This is a genomic window from bacterium, assembly GCA_037128595.1.
Taxonomy (GTDB): Bacteria; Verrucomicrobiota; Kiritimatiellia; order CAIKKV01; family CAITUY01; genus JAABPW01.
This window is the reverse complement of record JBAXWB010000001.1, coordinates 164922-184323: the sequence shown is the minus strand read 5'-3', so window position 1 is coordinate 184323 and position 19402 is coordinate 164922. Positions and strand designations below refer to the sequence as shown.

General features: G+C 56.6%; 15 protein-coding genes. 2 read left to right on the top strand and 13 right to left on the bottom strand.

All coding sequences use genetic code 11. From position 1 onward, the window contains the following. The 10 genes from WCS52_00765 to WCS52_00720 all read right to left on the bottom strand — a co-directional run bounded on the left by WCS52_00765 (position 1) and on the right by WCS52_00720 (position 12320). Positions 1-1065 carry an L-threonylcarbamoyladenylate synthase gene (locus WCS52_00765; GenBank protein ID MEI6165703.1) on the bottom strand — a complete coding sequence of 355 codons (1065 nt, stop codon included), beginning with the start codon at positions 1063-1065 and terminating at the stop codon, positions 1-3. Further along, positions 1052-2029, bottom strand: a complete 978-nt coding sequence (locus tag WCS52_00760; GenBank protein ID MEI6165702.1) for a S41 family peptidase — start codon at positions 2027-2029, stop codon at positions 1052-1054. The genes WCS52_00765 and WCS52_00760 overlap by 14 nt, the downstream gene beginning before the upstream one ends. Positions 2030-2048: 19 nt before the next feature. Next, entirely contained in the window at positions 2049-2588 is a 540-nt protein-coding gene (gene purE, locus WCS52_00755) for a 5-(carboxyamino)imidazole ribonucleotide mutase (GenBank protein ID MEI6165701.1), read from the bottom strand. Positions 2589-2597: 9 nt separating this feature from the next. After that, positions 2598-3872 (bottom strand): phosphoribosylamine--glycine ligase, encoded by a 1275-nt coding sequence (gene purD / locus WCS52_00750; protein MEI6165700.1) that lies wholly within the window; start codon positions 3870-3872, stop codon positions 2598-2600. Between the two features lie 90 nt (positions 3873-3962). Next, positions 3963-4832 carry a 5'-3' exonuclease H3TH domain-containing protein gene (locus tag WCS52_00745; protein ID MEI6165699.1) on the bottom strand — a complete coding sequence of 290 codons (870 nt, stop codon included), beginning with the start codon at positions 4830-4832 and terminating at the stop codon, positions 3963-3965. Between the two features lie 8 nt (positions 4833-4840). Then, on the bottom strand, positions 4841-7903 hold the full coding sequence (locus WCS52_00740; protein ID MEI6165698.1) for a tetratricopeptide repeat protein: 3063 nt from the start codon (positions 7901-7903) through the stop codon (positions 4841-4843). Positions 7904-7943: 40 nt separating this feature from the next. Continuing rightward, the gene (locus WCS52_00735; GenBank protein MEI6165697.1) at positions 7944-8978 is read right to left on the bottom strand and encodes an Amuc_1099 family pilus-like system protein; all 1035 of its coding nucleotides are present in this window, start codon (positions 8976-8978) and stop codon (positions 7944-7946) included. Continuing rightward, on the bottom strand, positions 8975-9964 hold the full coding sequence (locus tag WCS52_00730) for an Amuc_1100 family pilus-like protein (protein ID MEI6165696.1): 990 nt from the start codon (positions 9962-9964) through the stop codon (positions 8975-8977). The genes WCS52_00735 and WCS52_00730 overlap by 4 nt, the downstream gene beginning before the upstream one ends. Before the next feature lie 3 nt (positions 9965-9967). Next, positions 9968-11695 (bottom strand): type IV pilus assembly protein PilM, encoded by a 1728-nt coding sequence (gene pilM, locus WCS52_00725; GenBank protein MEI6165695.1) that lies wholly within the window; start codon positions 11693-11695, stop codon positions 9968-9970. A 10-nt stretch (positions 11696-11705) separates the two neighbouring features. Then, the gene (locus WCS52_00720) at positions 11706-12320 is read right to left on the bottom strand and encodes an Amuc_1102 family pilus-like protein (protein MEI6165694.1); all 615 of its coding nucleotides are present in this window, start codon (positions 12318-12320) and stop codon (positions 11706-11708) included. A gap of 190 nt (positions 12321-12510) precedes the next feature. On the opposite strand from WCS52_00720, the gene WCS52_00715 reads away from it, so the two are divergent. Together WCS52_00715 and WCS52_00710 are read left to right on the top strand one after the other, a co-directional pair. Beyond that, a complete protein-coding gene (locus WCS52_00715) occupies positions 12511-14133 on the top strand; it encodes an ATP-binding protein (protein ID MEI6165693.1) in 1623 nt (540 codons plus the stop codon). Continuing rightward, positions 14130-14891 (top strand): response regulator, encoded by a 762-nt coding sequence (locus tag WCS52_00710; protein ID MEI6165692.1) that lies wholly within the window; start codon positions 14130-14132, stop codon positions 14889-14891. Before WCS52_00715 ends, WCS52_00710 begins: the two co-directional genes overlap by 4 nt. 61 nt (positions 14892-14952) lie before the next feature. Here the strand turns inward: WCS52_00710 and WCS52_00705 are convergent, their stop codons facing one another. From WCS52_00705 to nadA, 3 genes are all read right to left on the bottom strand, one after another. Further along, complete coding sequence (locus tag WCS52_00705) at positions 14953-16047, bottom strand: peptidylprolyl isomerase (GenBank protein ID MEI6165691.1); 1095 nt, start codon at positions 16045-16047, stop codon at positions 14953-14955. A 172-nt stretch (positions 16048-16219) separates the two neighbouring features. Then, positions 16220-18283 carry an excinuclease ABC subunit UvrB gene (uvrB, locus tag WCS52_00700; protein MEI6165690.1) on the bottom strand — a complete coding sequence of 688 codons (2064 nt, stop codon included), beginning with the start codon at positions 18281-18283 and terminating at the stop codon, positions 16220-16222. Next, positions 18280-19302 carry a quinolinate synthase NadA gene (gene nadA, locus WCS52_00695; GenBank protein ID MEI6165689.1) on the bottom strand — a complete coding sequence of 341 codons (1023 nt, stop codon included), beginning with the start codon at positions 19300-19302 and terminating at the stop codon, positions 18280-18282. The genes uvrB and nadA overlap by 4 nt, the downstream gene beginning before the upstream one ends. Between the last annotated feature and the right edge of the window lie 100 nt (positions 19303-19402).

Here is a 19402-nt window from a genome sequence, read left to right as displayed (position 1 = left end):
TTACTTTTGATACAACCTGTGCAAGTGCAACACCAGATCCGGCATTGCCGCATCAATCTCATCCCGAATTGAACGATAGACATCCAGGGACAGTCCAAACGGATCGGGAACATCCTCACCGGGGTGCGCCGAACTGAACGTATTCAATAAGACCACCCGCTCCGCCACCTGCGGAAAACGCCGCACGACTGCCCGTCGATGCGCCTCTGTCATTACCACAATGAGGTCGGCATCGTCAATGTGGGCCTCGCCGAGATTACGGCTGCGGTGCAGGCTCAAATCCAGTTTTTTTTCCGCCATGACCTGTCTGGCACCCTCACTTGCCGGCTGCCCCTCCATGGCGGAAACCCCCGCCGAAGCCACCTCCCAGCCGGTATCCTTTCCCAGCCATCGGCGTAGTAACTGTTCCGCCATGGGACTGCGACAGGTATTCCCGGTACACACCAGCCATACCTTAGGACGTGACAGAACTGCGGTGGCGGGCAGTGCCCCCTGCCGGAGGATTTTCAGTGTTTCGCCCGTTGCCTCCACCACCGTACTTTCGCGGCCCAGCGTAGCGGGCCCCGCATCCAGTGCCAGAGCCAGCCGCCCCCCCAGAGCCTTTACCGCATCCGCAGCCGTCAGCGCGGCAGGGGTCCCGCTTTGATTGGCACTGGTCACACGCAACACGCCCCCCACTGCACTCAGAACCGCCAGAGCCACCGGATGATCTGGAACCCGGAACCCCTCCACCCGATCCCCGCAGTTCACCACCAGCGTCAGGGGGCCGGGCCAGTAGCGGCAGGCCAGACGTCTGGCAGCGGGAGACAAAAGGGCGCCTGCCCGCTCGACCGCCTCCAGTGAGGCGGCCATCATAGGAAGCGGCTTCCCCCGTTCCCGCCCTTTAGCCTCATAGATCCGGTCTTCGGCCCCCGGCACGCCAGGATCGGCGGCAACCCCGTATACGGTCTCAGTCGGCAGAATGATCAGCCCCCCGCCCCGCAGGGCTTCTACGGCGGCGCTGATGGCCTTCTGGTCGATTTTTTCAGGCCTGACCATTATGATGCTGGGGTTATTCCCGTCCATAGCCCCCCACCGCCTGAAGGCCAAGCAAAATATCTGTGGCCCGTTGCAATGCCGCATCTCCCGCCACCCGCATCATTAGATCCCGGTCGGCATCCGACTTAAGACTCAAGACGCGGTCAGTTTTATTCGTTCGCGAAAGCCCTTCATTGCCACTGCCGGAGCGGGCGGTGACCTCAACATCCGGCCTGACCCCGACCTTTTCGCAAGATTCGCCCAGGATCGTCTTCCATTTGCGCGTAGCCAGTCGCGCCATCCGGCCATCTGGCAGGGTCAGCCAATTCCGTAGATACGGATCCCCCCGCGTCCTGCCCCCTAGTAGCATCACCCCGGGGCTACCTTTTAAAACGGAGACCAGCGCTTCAGCAGCTCCGGAAGTCCCTTCATCCATCAGAATCAGCAGGAACGGCAGGCGGGTAAACATCCCAGCCACCGTATTCGTTGCCAGCGGAATGCCCCGATTGTCGGTGATGAGAAAAAGGGGCTCCTGTGGGTGGTGCGTCAAACCGGCCAGAATGCAGGCGGACTCAAGATCCTGACCTCGGGCACCCCTTAAATCAAACAGCAAGCCCGATCTGGTGCTCAAGGATTGAAAATGCCCCAGTAGTTCTTCCCCGCTACCAGGTTCCAGACCGGACACCTTGATATACGCCAGGTTCTCAGGCCATAATTCAACCGCCTGCACTACCGATGGCACCTTGCCTCCCGCCATCCTGTCCGATGTCAGCGGGGTTGTTTCGCTGCTGATGAACACCTCCGGATCGATAGATCGGAGTATACCATCAACCCCACCCGCGCGGGCGGCCAAGCGGTCCACTAAAACCCCGTTCGTCTCCAGCCCGGACAGAAATTCATCCAGACTATCGGCGGCGACCACCGGCAGGACGCCCCCCGGGATGAGGAGCCAAACCCCGCCCCCCAGCATCACCAGGCGACTCCATTTGTGCCAACCGGATTTCACGCTCACCCCGCCTATCCGCTGAACCTCACGCTGATTTCAGATTCCTGAGCTCATTTTGAATGCGGGCATTCCCCGCATTCACCTTTTCGATCAGCGTCATCTTATGCGCCACCAGTTTCTGCGCCAGATCCGGCCGCCCGAGGGCAAGGATCTGGACAGCCAGAATGGCGGCATTCACCGCGCCCGCTTTACCGGTCGCCACGGTCGCCACGGGAACCCCCGCCGGCATCTGAACGGTTGCCAGCAACGAGTCCAGTCCATTCATGAAACCGCTGGGAACGGGAATCCCTATCACCGGCAACGTAGTATGCGCGCAGATTACCCCTGCCAGATGTGCCGCCCCACCCGCTGCGGCAATCATCACTTTTATGCCGTTTGCGGAAGCCTTGCGCGCATAACCCGCTGCCAGATCCGGCGTCCGGTGCGCCGACATGACGCGCACCTCACACCCGACCCCGAACCCCGTCAGGGTATTGACCGTCTCCTGTAACAGGGGCCAGTCAGAATCACTCCCCATGACAATCGCCACCTCGACCTTGCTGACTTTTGCTGATTTTCTTTTCATGCCTACTCCTTACCCTTTCCGAAACGCCTTGGCCGCGATATCACTCCGGAACAACGCGCCATCAAAACTGATTCTCTTAACGGCCCCATAGGCGCGGTCCACGGCCGCCTTCAGCCCATCTCCCAAGGCCGTCACCCCCAATACCCGACCACCGGCGGTGAACACCTCGCCGTCCCGGGCCTGGGTTCCGGCATGGAACACCACGGTCCCGGGCATTCCGACCACGGCCTTAAGCCCCCCGATTTTCTTACCCTTCTGGTATGGGCCGGGGTATCCGCCTGCCGCCATCACGACACAGACACAGGCTTCAGGCTTGTATTGAATCATCTCAGGGGAGAGGGTGCCATCGATGCAGGCTTCCAGCGCCGGAATCAAATCACCCTGGATGCGTGGCAGGATCGCCTGGGTTTCGGGATCACCGAACCGGCAATTGAATTCAAGCACCATCGGCCCGTTCGCGGTCATCATCAGACCGGCAAATAATACCCCTTTGTAGGTAATGCCCCGACTTTTCAATTCAGTCAGGATCCGCCCGAAAACTTCACGCTCGATCATGGGCATTTGAGCCTCTTTAAGAGCCGGCGCGGGGGAATAGGCTCCCATTCCTCCGGTATTGGGCCCTCTATCCCCGTCGAATACCCGTTTATGATCCTGTGCCGAGGCCAGCAACACCACATGTTCACCATCCGTGAGGGCAAGGACGGAAACCTCTTCGCCCTCAAGAAATTCCTCCACCAGGATCCGCTGACCAGCTGCACCAAACGCCTCATCCACCAGCGCCTCTTTAACCGCCCGCTCCGCCTCGTCGCGCGTGAGACAAACGGTAACCCCTTTCCCGGCAGCCAAGCCTTCCGCCTTGATGACAATCGGGACGCCAATATCGCTGATAAAATCAATCGCCTTTTGAGCATCCGTAAAAGTGCTGGACTGTGCCGCCGGCACCCCTGCTGCCACCATCACGTCCTTGGCAAACACCTTGCTGCCTTCAAGCCGGGCGGCCGCCCGGGAGGGGCCGAACACGCGAATGCCTTTCCCCTCGAGCGCATCGGTCAGTCCGGCGCATAACGGCACTTCCGGCCCGACCACCACCAGGTCCGGCCGGTGCTCCACGGCCCAGGCGACCAACGCGGGAATGTTGTCCGCCTCAATGGCAACGTTGGTCGCCAATTCCAAAGTCCCCGCATTTCCCGGAGCACAAAAAAGCACCGGATGACAGCTGTCATTCGAGAGCTTCCAGATAAGGGCATGTTCACGCCCGCCACCACCTACAACTAGAACTTTCATGGGAGGAAAGGATATAGGATGCCGGAGCAGAGTCAACGTTTTCAGAAGGCAAAATGCCGTGGGGAAGATTTCAGGAGCCAGCCGTCAGCGTCAAAACAATTCGCCTTGATCACAGCCCTTGATCAAGGAGTGGAATTCCATACGGGCATAAAACGGGCGCATTGTGGCCGGACGCTCGGGTTGGAATGCCAGGGCCTCCCAGCCCGGTGAACAATTCATGGCGGTATTTAATTTAACCAACGCCAGATTCCGTTCCACTGTTGACCGGTCCGTAAGCAGGCGCCCCCGGATGCGATCAGGCTGGACAGACGCGATATCATGAAAAATCCCCGCCGCTGTTCCATATTTTGCCAGAAGTTTAGCCGCAGTCTTGGCCCCCACCCCATCAACCCCGGGAATATTGTCCGCCGTATCGCCGGTCAATGCCAGCCAAGCCACAATTTGCTCGGGATAGACCCCCGTCTTTTCAAAAACAGCCTGTCGTCCGACGGGTTTATCCTCTTTTCCCCACCCGAGCAACACCGTCTTCTCTGACACCATCTGAAAGAGGTCCTTGTCGCAGGTCGCCACCATCACTTCATCCGCCTCGGGTTCAGCCCACTGCGCCAAGGATGCCAGAATATCATCAGCCTCCTCCTGGTCCATCCGGATGAAAGGAATCCCGGCACAGCCCAAAAATTCAACGATAAAGGGATATTGCGACCGCAATTCGTCAGGCATCGGGGGCCGTTGGGCTTTATACTCCGGCAAAAGGGCGCGCCTGGCCGGAGGAATCCCTCCATCCCATACCACGGCAAGATGAGAAGGGGCTCGCCCTTCAATTAACTGGTGAATCCCTCTGATGAATCCAAAAACGGCATTGGAAGGAATACCTTCCCGGGTGGTAAGGTTTTTGATACCGAAGAACGACCTGTAGAACAGCTGTGTCCCGTCAACCAACAACAGCCGTCGTTTACTCATACGTAACCTTAACGGACCGCAACGGGCGCCAGAGCGCTCGGAGCAGGCGCTCCGGTGTCCGGCGTTTGATTACGGATCAGATGCCCGGCGGGATCGACCAATTTAGCGGTCACGAAAATCAGCAGGTTGCGCTTGACACTTTTTTCGGATTTAGAGCGGAACAGAGCGCCGATAAAGGGAATATCCCCAAGCACAGGGATCTTGTCGTTGACCTTATCGACTGACTCGGTGATCAACCCACCCATCGCCACCGTGGCGCCGTCATAAATCGAAATCTTGGTCTCAATCGCCCGGACCTGGAAGAACGGCTGCGGCATATTCAAGACCTGCTCAGAGCCGTCGGCACGCCGGACGGTCGACCCATACTGGTACCAGATCGGATCGGTCACCACCTGCGGCTTCATCGTCAAGCTGATCATGTTGCCGTCTTGACTGACTTCAGGGGTCACCTCCAGAATCACACCGACTTCCCGCGTGGCGAAATCCTGAGGAACCACCGTCGTTTCCTGAATCACGTTGGCGTTATTATTATTCCCGCCCGAATTATTTCCGATCTGACCGCCCTGGACCTCAAATGTGGTGGGATAGATATACTCGGTCACAACCTTGATCAATGCCTGCTCACCCGATCGCGCCGTTACTTTAGGGGCAGACAGCAGGTCGGCATTACCATTCTGTTCCAACGCGTGGAGAATCACCGTTAGATCGGGGTTCGTTAGAATCCCGGAAATTGAGGCGATCGCGCCCATGGTCCCTTTGCCGCCAGCCATCGCGGTCGATTTGCCGTCCTGCATACCCAGGAAGTTCAAGCCCTTGGTAAATCCACCGTCGGCACTATTCGCATTCATCTGAATGCGGGGATTGGAGGTCATCGGAGCGTAGGGATTGCTGTTATTTTTCGTCAGCATTTCCCAGTTATCCGTCAGCAACCATTCCAGACCGGATTCATACAGGTCGGTCTCGTTGACTTCGACGAATTTGGCTTCGATTTCGACCTGCATGGGCACGACATTCAATTCGCCCAACAGTTTTTCAAAAATAGCGAGATTGTCAGACGTATTCGCCACGATCACTTTCCCGATGCCTGGGTTGTAGTTGATGGTGGAGCCCTTGGGGAAGGTCATGCCCATTTGAATGAAGCTTTCCTTCAGGTCGGCCACCCCTTCGGCATTCCCCCCGGGCTCGATCCCCTTCATTTCACGCCCCCCCACTGTGGTCACGGCGGGCATGGCGCTGCTGGTCAGCTTGACCCGTTCAATGAAAGTGGGTTCAACGGGATACATACGCATTTCAATCGTCGCCGGATCCCAGTCAAACGGGATAATCATCACCACGTCGCCATCAATACGCCATTTCAGACCGGACACACTGGTGATGATTTTCAAAGCATTATAAAGGGTAATATACCGAGCCGAAAACGTCACTTCAGGAACGCCTGAGGCCGCCCCAGCCGCCCCAGCTGCGGGAGCGCCAAAAGGATCGTCAGCCGCCGGCCTAGGCGCGGCAACGGCCGCACTGGCAGGACCCCCGGGGTTAGGGTTAAAGATAATGTTCACACCCTTTTTCGATTCATCCTCAGCGGATTTATCACAATCACGACTGCGCTTATTCAGGAAATCAACCACATCATGCATGTTCGCCTGACGGAACTCCACCTCGTCGATGATGATTTTTTTCATCTTGTCTTCAATCAACGAAACCGACTGGGTGCTGACCTGCGAGACCGCCTGCGGCCGCCCTTTAATCACCTTGTATTTTGAATTCCAGGTATCCCGGACATCCGCGGTCATTTTGCGAGCGGTCGCATCGCGCTCAACTGACTTATTCCCATACTCACGGTCGCCCAGCACTTTCAAATACCGCATGGCCTCACGGTGATCCGGCTCAATCCCCAACACCGACTCAAACCGACGGCGTGCTTCGGCATAATCCCGGCCCGCCATCGCCTCACGGCCCTGACGCATCTGCTTCTCCACCTCAGAATCGACCGGCTTCTCGCCGGCCGTCACTTCGCCTGCGGGGCGGTCAGGTGGACGCGCACTGATCTTGGCAATCAATTTCCGCAAAGGCGGGTTGTCCGGACGGACCTTGATGAATTCCTCACCCTTGGTCACCGCTTCCGAATATTTCCCCGAAGTATACATGGCGCGGACCATCTCGTAGTCACATTCCGGCAGACGTTGAGTGGCCACATTACGCAACTTCGCAAAACGCTCGATGGGCGGCAGATTCTTGAGCACAAGCTTATATGATTCCGCGGCCGCAGAATAATCCCCGGCCTTCCACGCCTGATCCCCGGAGGCCATCGCCTTTCGCCCGTCAATTTCACGGGACTTGCGCTTGACTTCCTCCTGTTGGGAAACCGCGGTTGCCCGATCTTCAGAGCCGGCGGCTTTCATCGCCGCCTCTAACGCCTCTTTGGTCGCCGAGTCAGGAGCGGCCGCAACCGGAGCCGGTGCCGTGGGCGCTTCAGCCTGGGCAACAGGAACTTCGGCCGGGGCGGCGGCAGGAGCGACCGCGGTAGGAGCGACTGCGGCGGGGGCGGCGAGTTCCTCGATCATCGCGGCAGGTTTTTCGGCAGGAGCCGCCGCAGGAGCGGAGGCAGGTGCTGCAGGAATCAATTCTTCGATCAGCGGAATTTGAACGGCGGCCTTAGCGGGTTCAGCGGCTGGAGCGGCCACCGCATCCTTGACTTCCGGCTGAGCCGGTGCAACAACAGGTGCCGCTTCAGCGACGGGTGCCGCCGCAGGTGCGACTGCTTCGGCGGGGGCTGGCGCAACAACTTCGGCCGGCTTGACCTCCGGGGTGGTGGCCACGGGGGCTTCGACCGCCGGGGCCTCAACTTTGGGGGCCGTGGCGGGAACCAGTTCTTCAATAGCGGGCGCAGCAACCACTTCCTTGGGCGCTTTCGCAGGGGCGGCCACATCAGGCACATTGGTCCCCGCTACCGCAATAACCTCAGGACTAAGCTCCTCGATTACAGCATTCGCCGCATGGGAATAGGCCGTGATGCCGACAACAGCTCCGGTTATAACCATCAAACTGGAACGGAGCATGTGCGAAAATCTCATAAAGCGTTCTCCTTGCATTCTTAAATCACAGCCTTGCAGCTTATTTCAAATTAGAGGTTGCAGATGGCTGGTCCACGCCCGGCGCCTGCCGCTCAATCCAAACTTCCACATTACGCAAAGGGTCGTTTATTAGTACACGACCTGTCCCTATGTCAACTTTTTTAACCCTGTACTGGGCATTTTTAAACTCAAAATCGACGTCCGGCCGCACCGTCAAAACCGTCCCGTCCATCAGGGAGACCAGCTTCACCTCATAATCATCGCGAGGGACTTGATGCCCTTTTATCAGGGGAATCAGCTTCCCATTTCGCTCAAGGGTCAGTGTGGGGCCTTCGGCCGCCTTTTCGTCATAAGACACCAGTTTGAACCCTTCGGCCTCTTCCCCCAAACTCTTGTAGAAGGAGCGCCCATTTAACCTCAGATTGATCTGAAAAATCAGTTTACCCCCCGCCCGGTTGACCGCTTTGAAAATCATACGGAAGGGAATCGGCTTGATGCTGGCCACCCGAACCTTGGCCAGATAGGGTGGGTGACTCCCTGGGTCACGGGGGTCCGTCTTCCAGTCATACTCCTCACGGGACGAAAACCCGTCATTATCATGATCCACCGAGAGTTCATCACCCGACATGGCGAAAAGATTGAATTTTTTTTCCCACTCATCCGGGACCCCGTTACCATTGGAATCGACCACACTGGTTTTGTCCGGCGGCTGTTCCACCCCGCACGCCTTAAAGGTGCAGTTCGTCGCGGTATAGGGGATAGGGCGGTCACACCCCACACAGCGCACTCGTAATTCTGGTGTCAGCAGAAGCCCGGCCTTCCATTCTTCGGTTTGAAAGGGCCCCGCAATCGCCTCTAACGCATTATTGAAAATGGTCTTGTCTGCTGCATCCGCTTTTTCGAATTTGGGAGTCAGCCTCGCAAGTTTGCCGTCAAACTCCTGTTGTCCTGCCTTCTGAATCTTCGCCTGAACCGCAAGAAACACCAGCGAGGACAGCAACACGACCAGAACCACGGCGGCAATCAGCCGGTCATAATTTTTCCTAAAAAAGGCTTTGATGCCGGAAGTCGTCATTTCGCACCATCCCGCTTCTTGGCCGCCTCAGCCTCCTGAGGCTTGGCGAACTGATATACATCCAGTTCAAGTTTGACATTCACCAAGGCATCCCGCCCACATACCACCCTCGCATCACGCGGCTTCAGAGCCTCCTTGGCATCGGTGCCTTCGGGATTCTCCGCCGATTTAGCAGCAACCGCTTCCGCCTCCTTGCGGTCAAACACCTTCTCATCCCCCTTGACCTCCATGCGGTTCACCACGACAAACACCGGGCTGCGAGACAACCCGTTCAGCAAGTTCAGCAAAGCGTTTTCGCGTGCGGTAAACTGCACCGCAAAGCGCCAGCGGCCATATAGCTGTCCGGGAGGGACCACACCGGCCATCGCATCCACCACATTTTTGACGACAATCTCATTTCCGGCCTTTACAGGCGCCGCACCCGGCTTGCCAGGCACCACCGCAGGCGCCGCATCCGCCTCGAATTCCTGGCGGGAAATACCGGTCAAGGCACTGATTTTCGCCGCATAGAGAATGTCACACAATGTCTCGACAATTTTCAGCTGCTGGGTGATACGAGGGACGTCCTGAATCGATGGCAAATCCCCCTTCATGTGCCGGCCGAATCCAAAGTCGAATCCTTTATCCACTTTGATGGTGGTGCCGGCCCGGGCCAGCAACGAGTTCCGGGTCTCCCAGAATTGAGTGATACATTTGGCGGGACTTTGGGCCACGGGCTCTACCTGTCCCGCCCCCATGGCCCGCTGAAGCCCCATCAATTCCTCACCAATACTCCTGATGTTTTCACGTTCCAGCCGGAGATTCCCTCCAGAGGGGAAAGGATTTTGCGCATACAGGGTGGTCAGCGTCTCACTGGCGTTTTGCAGGTTTATATCAACCTCCTGCAACTGCAAAAATCCGCGGACCATCACCGTGGCCGCGCCCACCAGAAGCAAAACCAGAATACCCGCCACAATAATGACCAATAATTTTCGCCGGGACTGCATAGCTTACGGGTTCCCCTTGCCGCCGGGCTTGACGCCGGCTGGCTCGCTCAGACTGTTTTTTCTCTCAGGCGCTAGTGGCACCGCCTTGACAACCGGAGCTGGCACAGGGCTCAGCCCGATTTCCACAGTAAATTCAGTGGCATAGTCCGTGCTCTCCACCGGCTTGATCCGCTTGATCTGCAGGTCATCCGTGAAATAGCCAATCCCCTTGAGCTTGGCCACATATTCGGTAATTGCCTGATTATTGACCTCATCAGTGAATGCCATCCCTTTAATCTCAAATTTCGCAGGCGATTTCTCGTCTTTTGCCAACACGATCCGGATCGACGTCAGCCACATTCCGGGAACCAACCGCTGGTGCAAGTCATCCAGAATAGTCAGCCATCTCACGCGGTTTTGCAGTACCCCCCCCAGCTCCGCCGCACGGGCATACAGCTGCTCCTTCTGCTTTGCCAACTGACCTAATGTGGCGTTGGGCGCGGACAGGGCATCAATGCGCGTCTGCACCTTGACCAACCGTTCTTCCGCCAGGGCTTTCATCTGATGCAGGAACAAGCCAAACACAAGGACAATAAAAACCAGTCCGGCTGCCGCCAGCCCGAAAAACGGGATACGCCGCTGCAGGACCCGACGGGCAACCAATTCCGGGGGCAGAAGATTAATCTCAACAGGGCAGGACAGGGTGCGCCGAAGTGCCAACCCGACCGCTTCACCCAGCAGATGTATATTTTCCGCCACCTTATCCGAAGAAATACCGGAGTTTACCGCCACATTGCGGAAGGGATTGAGGAAATCAACCTCAATTTTGAGTTTTTCCTTCAGGAACACGTTCGCCTGGGGAATCACCGAACAGCCGCCCGTCAACAACACCATTTCAGGCTGAGCGCCCCCCTGCTGACTGCGATAGAAATTAATGGTGCGGATAACCTCGGCATGTAACCGCGTCATGATGTTACGGGCAATTTTCGAGGTGCGATCCGCCACCCCCACTTCATGCCCCTCATACACCCCACCAAACCCGACAAAGGCATGCGCGATCTTGAGCTGTTCGGCCTCCTCAAAAGACAACTCAAACTCCTTCATGACATCGCGGGTAATGGCCATTCCCGCCACGGGAATACTCCGGCTGAAAATTTTGGTTCCCTCGACGAATACCACATTCGTGGAACGTGCCCCCATATCCAGAATCATGGTGCAACCAGGCAAATCGGAATAATTGTACCGGACGGCGTTATAAAGCGCGAGAGGCGACACATCCACCAGCATCGGCTCGAGCCCGGCCGCCTCCACGCAGTCCGTGATGTTTTTGACGAAATCGCCCTTCACCGCCACCAACAGAACGCTCAACTCACCCGTATCCTGGCCAACCAGCTGATAGTCCCACACCACTTCGTCAATGGGGAAAGGGACATTCTGCTGCGCTTCATATTTCACAATCTGGGAAATTTTGTCTGGCGTGACAGGGGGGAGCTTCACATACCGCGGAAAAACCATTTGCCCCGAAACCGAAACGCTCACCGGCCCGGGCCGGATATTGCTTGCCTGCATCGCATCCCTTATTCCAGAAACAATATAGGCCGAAACGTCCGTTGTGCTCTCAGGGTCAATCCCGAGAGGGGAAACGGCATAATTCATCAATTCAAGGTTTTGTTGCCCCGAAATCCTGAATTCAGCAAGCACAATCTTGCTGTTTCCAATATCCAATGTTAAAATGCGGTCTGATCCGAACATAAATCGCTACCTACTTGAGGGCCTCGTAATCATCGAAACTGAGCAATGCAAAGGGGGTCTTCGATTTATCCAATATATACCCCTCTTTGGAGGCTAAATTCGGGTTTTTCCACCACTCAACCGGCAGGGGCTTCCCTGTGCCCAGACGTCCCTCAGCCAATGAACTGACCGTCTCGCCCTTGACCTTGGCCTCCACCGCCACGCCGACAATCTCGCCAAATCGAGCCAACGCGGCCGGCCGGACATACGCCACCCCCATGTGCTTGGCTCCCCGCGCCACATCCACATACGTCACCACCCCTTTGAGCAAGGTAAAATCCTGAGCGGTCTTGCCGCGCACCAGCACGTAATAATTGAAAACGACCTCGTCCAGCCACTCCGGTTCGGTATCATATTGGATGGAAAGTTCAGCCCACTCCCGGTAAGCGGCGCGCTTGGACATCCCCGCATCAGGGCTTTTAACAAGGCCTCGGGGACCATAACCGGTCAATTCGCGCACCTTTAAAACAGAATGCGCCTCGGCTTCACGCACACGCCCCTGCGCCAGCACATTGGTGGCACCAAGCGCCAGAATGATCGCCACACATACAGCCAATTTCTCAATCGCGTATTTGCATTTCATCATTCGACTCCTTGCATCAGCCGTCAGTCCGGATTAATTGATAATGTTTTGGAGTATAGAGCCCCTCGGAGTAACGTCAAAACAAAAAACGCAAAAATTGTTTATTCTTGATATTGCGACGCCATCAGGCTATTTGAACTCTTGTGCAGGTTAAACACTGGTCGACACATCTGGCCAGAAGGCGGATCATATCATGATACCCGTTCTCGCTAAATCCGACGCTTTGAGAGAACTCCACCCCGAGGAGCTCTTCGATGCCATTTCGGCCCTGCAACAGGAGATCGACCAGCGTGAACTTCTCGACCAGCAACTCCGCGAAGCCGAAGAGCGGTACCGGATTATTTTCGAACAGGCGATGGATGCCATCATTCTGGTCGATCCGGCCAAGGCCACGTTTCTGCAATTCAATACTCAAGCCTGCCGTCAACTCGGCTACACGTCAGAGGAATTCGGCCGCCTGAGTCTATTTGATATTGACGCGCAGGAGAGCCGGGCGCAACTGACCGCGCACATCGACCGGATCCTGGCAACCGGAGCCGACACCTTCGAAACGGTGCATAAAACCAAATCCGGAGAACTCCGGAATATCCTCGTCAGCACACGTCCTATCCTGCTGAGCGGGGTAAAACTGCTCCTGGTCATTTTTCATGACTTCACCGAGCGCAAACAGATGGAGAACGAACTCCGCGCGGCCGTGATCCATCTGGAAAAAAACAGTCAGGCTAAATCAGAATTCGTGGCCAATGTGTCTCATGAACTCAGAACCCCCATCACCTCCATGATGTACGGGGTCCGCAACCTGCTCCAGGGGTTTGCCGGCCCTCTTCCGGACCATGCGGTCCGCTATCTTAAACTTTTCGATACTGAGTGCCAGCGGCTTGTCGCTACCATTAATGACATCCTCGATCTGGGCAAAATTGACAATCAAGCGCTTCGGTTATCTCCCATCACCGCCCCCGTCAGGCATTTGGTTTCGCGCTGCCTCGACACCTTTCGCCCCCAGACTGAGGTTTCTCAGATCTCTATCAAGCTGACTATTGCGCCCTCCTGTCTCTTCGTCCGTTGTGATACCGGCATGATCCAGCGTGTCCTTCACAATATCGTTGGCAATGCCGTAAAATTCACTCCGCGCGGAGGCCTGATCCAAGTGACAGTTGCTCCTGATCCGGAGTTGGGGAATTTCGCCAGAATCACCGTGTCGGACAACGGGATCGGGATCCCTCCTGAATCCATGGCCCGCATCACCGAACGCTATTTTAAAGCGAATAGTCAGGCCTCCGGTTCGGGTCTGGGACTTGCCATCTCAAAGGAGATTATCCGGCTCCATGGGGGAAACCTGACGATCACCAGCCCGCCGCCGGACCAGACTCACGGCACCGCCATCGCCCTCAGCCTGCCCCTCACCGAGCCACCAGCCATCCTGATCGCTGACAGCGATATCGCGATTCAAGCGCTCCTCAAACAACATCTCACCAGTCAAGGCTACCGGGTGATTTGCGCCCAAAGCGGCCAGGAAGCCATCCTCATGGCAGAGGCTCATCATCCTGCCCTGATTTTGATCGATCTGATCATGGAAGATATTCATGGAACCACTGTCATCTTAACCCTGAAGAGCTCCCACACGATTCCCTATATGCCCATCATTGCCGTCACCGCCGCCACTCTTGACGAAGCGACCACCGATATTCTGACCCGCTTTGCCATTCCCACCGTGGCAAAACCCTGGAATGTCGGGGAGCTAATGGAGACGATTGAAACCGCCCTGCTTGGGCTAACCGCCTTTCAAGCCATTCACCACAAGGAGCCACCGCCATGAACCCTGAACGCATCCTGCTGATCGATGATGAACCCTCCCTGCAACTCACCGTGGGCGATCAATTACGCATGGAGGGGTACGATGTGGTGAGCGCCATCTCAGGGGCCGAAGCACTCCAAGTCTTACGCCAAACGCCACCCGATCTCATCATACTGGATATCAGCATGCCAGATATGTCAGGGCTGACCCTGCTTAAGAAATTATCCGATCCCGCCGGGAAGCCCCGTTACCCGGTCCTGGTTTTTACCGCCCGGGCCAATATGGAACCTTTTTTCAGCACAATCAACGTCGAAGGCTTCCTGCCAAAAACCAGCGACCCCTCTCTTCTGATTTCGGAAGTAAAACGGATCCTTTTGAAAAATAAAAAAGCCTTCGCCCCGAACCACTCCCCCCCGCAGGGCAAGAAAAAATCAGTCCTGATTCTCGAGGACGATTTCCTCATGAAAAAGCGGATGGAGGCCTCATTTACCGCAGCAGGCTACGAGGCGGTCACTCTTGGCGATAGCCGTCATCTGATGGAGGCCCTCGCCACCCGCCCTCCCGCCATCATCCTGTTGAAGGCCATTCTCAGCGGCACCACCGGCAGTGCGATTGCCGCCGCCCTGGAAGATAATCCGCAGGCCAGGGGGATTCCTATTATCCTGTTTGACGGAAGCGGGGTGCACCAGCAAGGCGACAAGTTCATCAATGTCGACCGGTTTGTGGCCTCCAATACCCCTGCCGATCTCCTGAAAGCCGTCGCCGGCATGATCGGGTAGCCTGCATAAAAAAAGCCCGCCTTTCAGCGGGCTTACCTGATTCGCCATCAAATGCAGGAGGTTACTGCTGCATGTCCATCATCGGCATTTCAGGAGCTTGCTTCAAGACGTCCGACTGAACGATCTTGGTGTCTTTCTTGAGCCGCTCGATCAATTTCTCAAACACTTCCATCTGCTGCTTCTGCTTCAGGTGCTCCGTCAGCTTGGGTTTGACTTCTTCGAGTGAATTGGTTTTGGCCGCCTGATGATTCATCACCTGAATGATATGGAACCCGAACTGGGTCTCCACCACAGGACCGATTGCGTTGGTTGCCTGATTAAAGGCCGCCTCTTCAAACTCCTTGACCATCTGGCCACGGGGGAAGGACCCGAGATCTCCGCCACGCTCTTTGCTAGGGCAATCTGAGTTCGCCAACGCCATCTTGGCAAAATCGGCACCCTCCACCAACTGCTTGCGAATGCCCTCAATCTTGGCCTTCTTCTCCGCCTTCGCCTTCGCGTCTTCGGTGGCATCAACCTTGATCAGGATATGACGGGCTTCCACCGTCTCAGGCTGAAGGAAGCGATCCTTCTGCTCGTTATAAAATTTAACAACCTCTTCATCCGAAACGACGTTGTTCGTCGGCACTTCAGCCTTCAACAGCATATCGATCCGAAGTTTCGCGGTCAGATCCGCACGAAGCTGGTCCATCGTCATATTCTCGGACTTCAGGATATCCTCCAGGCCCTTCCCTTCGGGCAGGCGTGTCTTGATCAAAGCCAGTTCCGCATCCAGATCCTTGTCAGAAACGGTGAATTTCCGCTTATCGGCTTCCTGGCTCAACAGCGTGCGCACAATAAAGCCCTGCACCGCCTGCTGACGGAAACGCCCCATCAGGGCCTCCATCTGGGCGGGAGGAATCTGATCCGCCTTTGAACCCAACATCGCCATCACCTGACGATCCGCCTCGGCCACCGTCAGCTTAACACCTCCCACATCAACCAGGACCATTGCGGGATCCAGGGATGGAGCCGCGGGCTTCTCCCCCACCGTCTTCATCTCGACCTTGGGCGCAACCGCCGCCTTAGGTTCCGCCTTTTCTGTTTTGTTGCATCCCGCACCCAGCGACACCACTACCCCACTGCAAATAGCCGCCATCATCATTTTCTTTAACATGGTTTATTCCTTCCTAAAATGTGCAAAAGCGTTGAAGATACACATAATCCCCACCTTGATGCCAGAAAAATCCAGCACAATTTTCCCGTAAATTTTAACAAGAGAGAGGCAGAGCGGAACTTTGCTCGGAATGAAGGGCTTTGTCGGCCCTGAACGCGGTCAAAGGGCTCCCTCAAAACCGGTCTTTACCGCCGGACCGTTTCTTCCGGGCGGTCGGATAACGGGTAGCTCCGGATGCTTTTTTACCTGCCGGGAGCACTTCCTTCAACCCTGCGGCCGATCTCAACTCCTTGATCTGGTCCCGCAGCATGGCCGCGCGCTCAAACTCAAGGGTCTCCGCCGCCTCCACCATCTCTGACTCCATTTCACGCAACGTGGCGTGGATATCAAAGTCCACCCCGCTCTCCTTGGCCACCAGCGCCTCAATCTCCTTCCCCTTGTATTCGATCACGAGCCCCTCCTGGATGCTCCGCTGAATGCTGATCGGCGTGATATGATTGACCCGGTTGTATTCAAGCTGGACCGTCCGCCGTTTCTCCGTGACCTCAATCATGCGCTGCATGGACCCGGTGATCTGGTCGGCATACAATATGACTTTCCCGTCCAGATGCCGGGCCGCCCGCCCGGCCGTCTGAATCAGCGACGTTTCAGAACGCAGGAATCCCTCCTTGTCGGCATCCAGCACGGCCACCAGGGACACTTCGGGCAGATCCAACCCCTCCCTCAGCAGATTGATTCCAATCAGGCAGTCGAACTCCCCCTTGCGCAGACTCCGCAAAATCTCAACCCGCTCAATCGCATCGATATCCGAATGCAGATACCGGACCTTGAGCCCCACCCCCTTGAGATAGTCCGTTAAATCTTCCGACGTACGCTTGGTCAGGGTGGTGACCAGAACCCGCTCCCCCTTGGCCGCATGCGCCCGTATTTCCTCCATCACGTCATCGATCTGGTTCGCCAGCGGACGAATGATCACCGGCGGATCAATCAGCCCGGTGGGCCGGATCAACTGCATGACGGCCGGGGGCGAAACCTGGCGTTCATACGGCCCGGGCGTGGCAGAGGTGAAAATAATCGGGCCCGTGGAGGCGGTGAACTCGTCAAAATTCATCGGCCGGTTATCCTTGGCTGACGGCAACCGGAAGCCATGCTCCACCAGCACGGATTTCCGCGCCTGATCCCCGTTGAACATGCCCCGGATCTGGGGCACAGTGACATGCGACTCATCCAGGATCGTCAGGAACTCCCCCTGGAAATAGCTAAGCAGGGTGGCGGGCTTCTCACCCGCTTGCCGTCCGCTCAAATGCCTGGAATAATTTTCGATCCCGGAGCAGAAGCCGATCTCCTTGAGCATCTCCATATCATACATGGTCCGCATCTTGATGCGCTGCGCCTCCAGCAATTTGCCATGGGCTTCAAACCACCGGACCCGCTCCTCCATTTCCGCCACAATTGCGGCAATGGAACTCTCAATTTTCTCGTAGGGCATCACAAAATGCGTGGCGGGCGAGATCAGCACATGATCCATCCGCCCCTCCACATGCCCGCTGACCACGTCAAAGGCCTGCGCCCGCTCCAACTGATCCCCGAAGAAATCCAGACGCACGCCCTTGATGGAATAAGACGGAAACACATCCACCGTGTCCCCCCGCACCCGGAACGTACCCGGCTCGGGGGCGTAATCATTCCGCGTATACTGGATGTCCACCAACCGTTTGAGCAGTTCATCCCGGTCCACCGTATCGCCCACCCGGGCCTCCACCACCATCTGCCGGTAATCGTCCGGCGAACCAAGCCCGTAGATGCAGGAGACGGAGGACACAATAATGACATCCTCGCGGGACAGCATGGAATTCGTGGCCGACAAGCGTAACCGCTCGATCTCCTTGTTGATGGAGGAGTCCTTCTCAATGAAGGTGTCGGTCTGGGGAATATAGGCTTCCGGTTGGTAATAATCGTAATAGCTGACGAAATACTCCACCGCATTGTCAGGGAAAAACGCCTTCAACTCCGAGTAGAGCTGGGCCGCGAGGGTCTTATTATGGGAGACCACCAGCGCCGGCCGTCCATAGCGGGCGATCACATTGGCCAGGGTGAACGTCTTTCCGGAGCCGGTGACCCCTTCGAGAATCTGATACCGGCTACCGGCTGCCAACCCCCGCTCCAACGCCGCAATGGCTGCGGGCTGGTCCCCGGTGGGCTTGTACGGCGCCTGAAGTTTGAAAGGGGTTCTCACAGCGCCAGCATTCGCTCCAGGCAAAGCCGCGCGTCAGGAATCAACTGGGCCTGGACTTTAACCGCGTTGCGCTCCGGCCAGTCCTTCATCACTCGCAACAAATTCTGTTCATTGGTCTTGGCCATGTTCGGGCAAAATGACCCCTTCAACATCCGGATCGTCAGCCGCCCCTTGTACTCCTCCGCGAGCCGCTTGACCAACTGCGACTCCGTCCCGATCACAATCGTGGCACCGGCGGGCGCAGCCTGGACATATTTGATGATCTGGGCGGTCGAACCATGGGCGTCCACCATCCGGACAATCTCCTTGGGCGACTCAGGATGGACTATGATCTTCGCCTCCGGGAAATTCGCCCGCATCAGCTTCACATCTTCCACCGTGAAGTTCACATGGATCGGACAATACCCGCCCCAGACCAGGACCCTGACGTTACGCAACGCTTCAGGAGTCAACCCGCCATTCGGTTTCTGATAATCATAGATGGCGGTTTCCTCATCAGGAATTCCCAGGTCATGGGCGCTATTCAGTCCTAGATGGATATCCGGCAAAAAGAAAATCTTCTTACCCTGGCTTAACGCCCATTGAAACACCTTTGCCGCATTGCTGGAGGTGCAGGCGCTCCCCCCGGCCTTCCCGCAAAACGCCTTGATACGGGCGGTACTGTTCACATACACCACTGGCAGCCAGGCGTCCCCCTGTTGTTGCAAAAACGCCCAGGCCTTCTCCACCTGTCCCTCATCCGCCATAGCGGCCATGGGACAACCCGCCGCCGGCTCGGGCATATAGACACGTTGTGCCGGAGCCGTCAGGATATCAGCCGACTCCGCCATAAAATGGACCCCGCAAAACACAATCCGCTCCGCCTGACTGGCGGCCGCCTTCCGCGCTAATTCCAAGGAATCCCCGATCACATCGGCATGGGAAAGCACGGCCGGACTCTGATAATGGTGCCCTAAAATCAACAGGCGCGCCCCCCACTCCTTCCGGATCGACTCAATTTCATCTTGGTTGCTTGTCATGTTATACTCCTGAAAAATTTAAATATTATCAGGAAAATAAAGAAAAGTTAATGGTTATTCGATATTGGCTCTTTGGCTTTGCCCCTATCACAAAATAACG

What these genes read in the sequence shown, in the direction of transcription:
- purD (MEI6165700.1), bottom strand. Translation starts at nt 3,872, where the DNA reads ATGAAAGTTCTAGTTGTAGGTGGTGGCGGGCGTGAACATGCCCTTATC.
- WCS52_00745 (MEI6165699.1), bottom strand. Translation starts at nt 4,832, where the DNA reads ATGAGTAAACGACGGCTGTTGTTGGTTGACGGGACACAGCTGTTCTAC.
- pilM (MEI6165695.1), bottom strand. Translation starts at nt 11,695, where the DNA reads ATGTTCGGATCAGACCGCATTTTAACATTGGATATTGGAAACAGCAAG.
- purE (MEI6165701.1), bottom strand. Translation starts at nt 2,588, where the DNA reads ATGAAAAGAAAATCAGCAAAAGTCAGCAAGGTCGAGGTGGCGATTGTC.
- nadA (MEI6165689.1), bottom strand. Translation starts at nt 19,302, where the DNA reads ATGACAAGCAACCAAGATGAAATTGAGTCGATCCGGAAGGAGTGGGGG.
- WCS52_00705 (MEI6165691.1), bottom strand. Translation starts at nt 16,047, where the DNA reads ATGTTAAAGAAAATGATGATGGCGGCTATTTGCAGTGGGGTAGTGGTG.
- WCS52_00715 (MEI6165693.1), top strand. Translation starts at nt 12,511, where the DNA reads ATGATACCCGTTCTCGCTAAATCCGACGCTTTGAGAGAACTCCACCCC.
- WCS52_00765 (MEI6165703.1), bottom strand. Translation starts at nt 1,065, where the DNA reads ATGGACGGGAATAACCCCAGCATCATAATGGTCAGGCCTGAAAAAATC.
- WCS52_00735 (MEI6165697.1), bottom strand. Translation starts at nt 8,978, where the DNA reads ATGACGACTTCCGGCATCAAAGCCTTTTTTAGGAAAAATTATGACCGG.
- WCS52_00710 (MEI6165692.1), top strand. Translation starts at nt 14,130, where the DNA reads ATGAACCCTGAACGCATCCTGCTGATCGATGATGAACCCTCCCTGCAA.
- WCS52_00730 (MEI6165696.1), bottom strand. Translation starts at nt 9,964, where the DNA reads ATGCAGTCCCGGCGAAAATTATTGGTCATTATTGTGGCGGGTATTCTG.
- WCS52_00740 (MEI6165698.1), bottom strand. Translation starts at nt 7,903, where the DNA reads ATGAGATTTTCGCACATGCTCCGTTCCAGTTTGATGGTTATAACCGGA.
- WCS52_00720 (MEI6165694.1), bottom strand. Translation starts at nt 12,320, where the DNA reads ATGATGAAATGCAAATACGCGATTGAGAAATTGGCTGTATGTGTGGCG.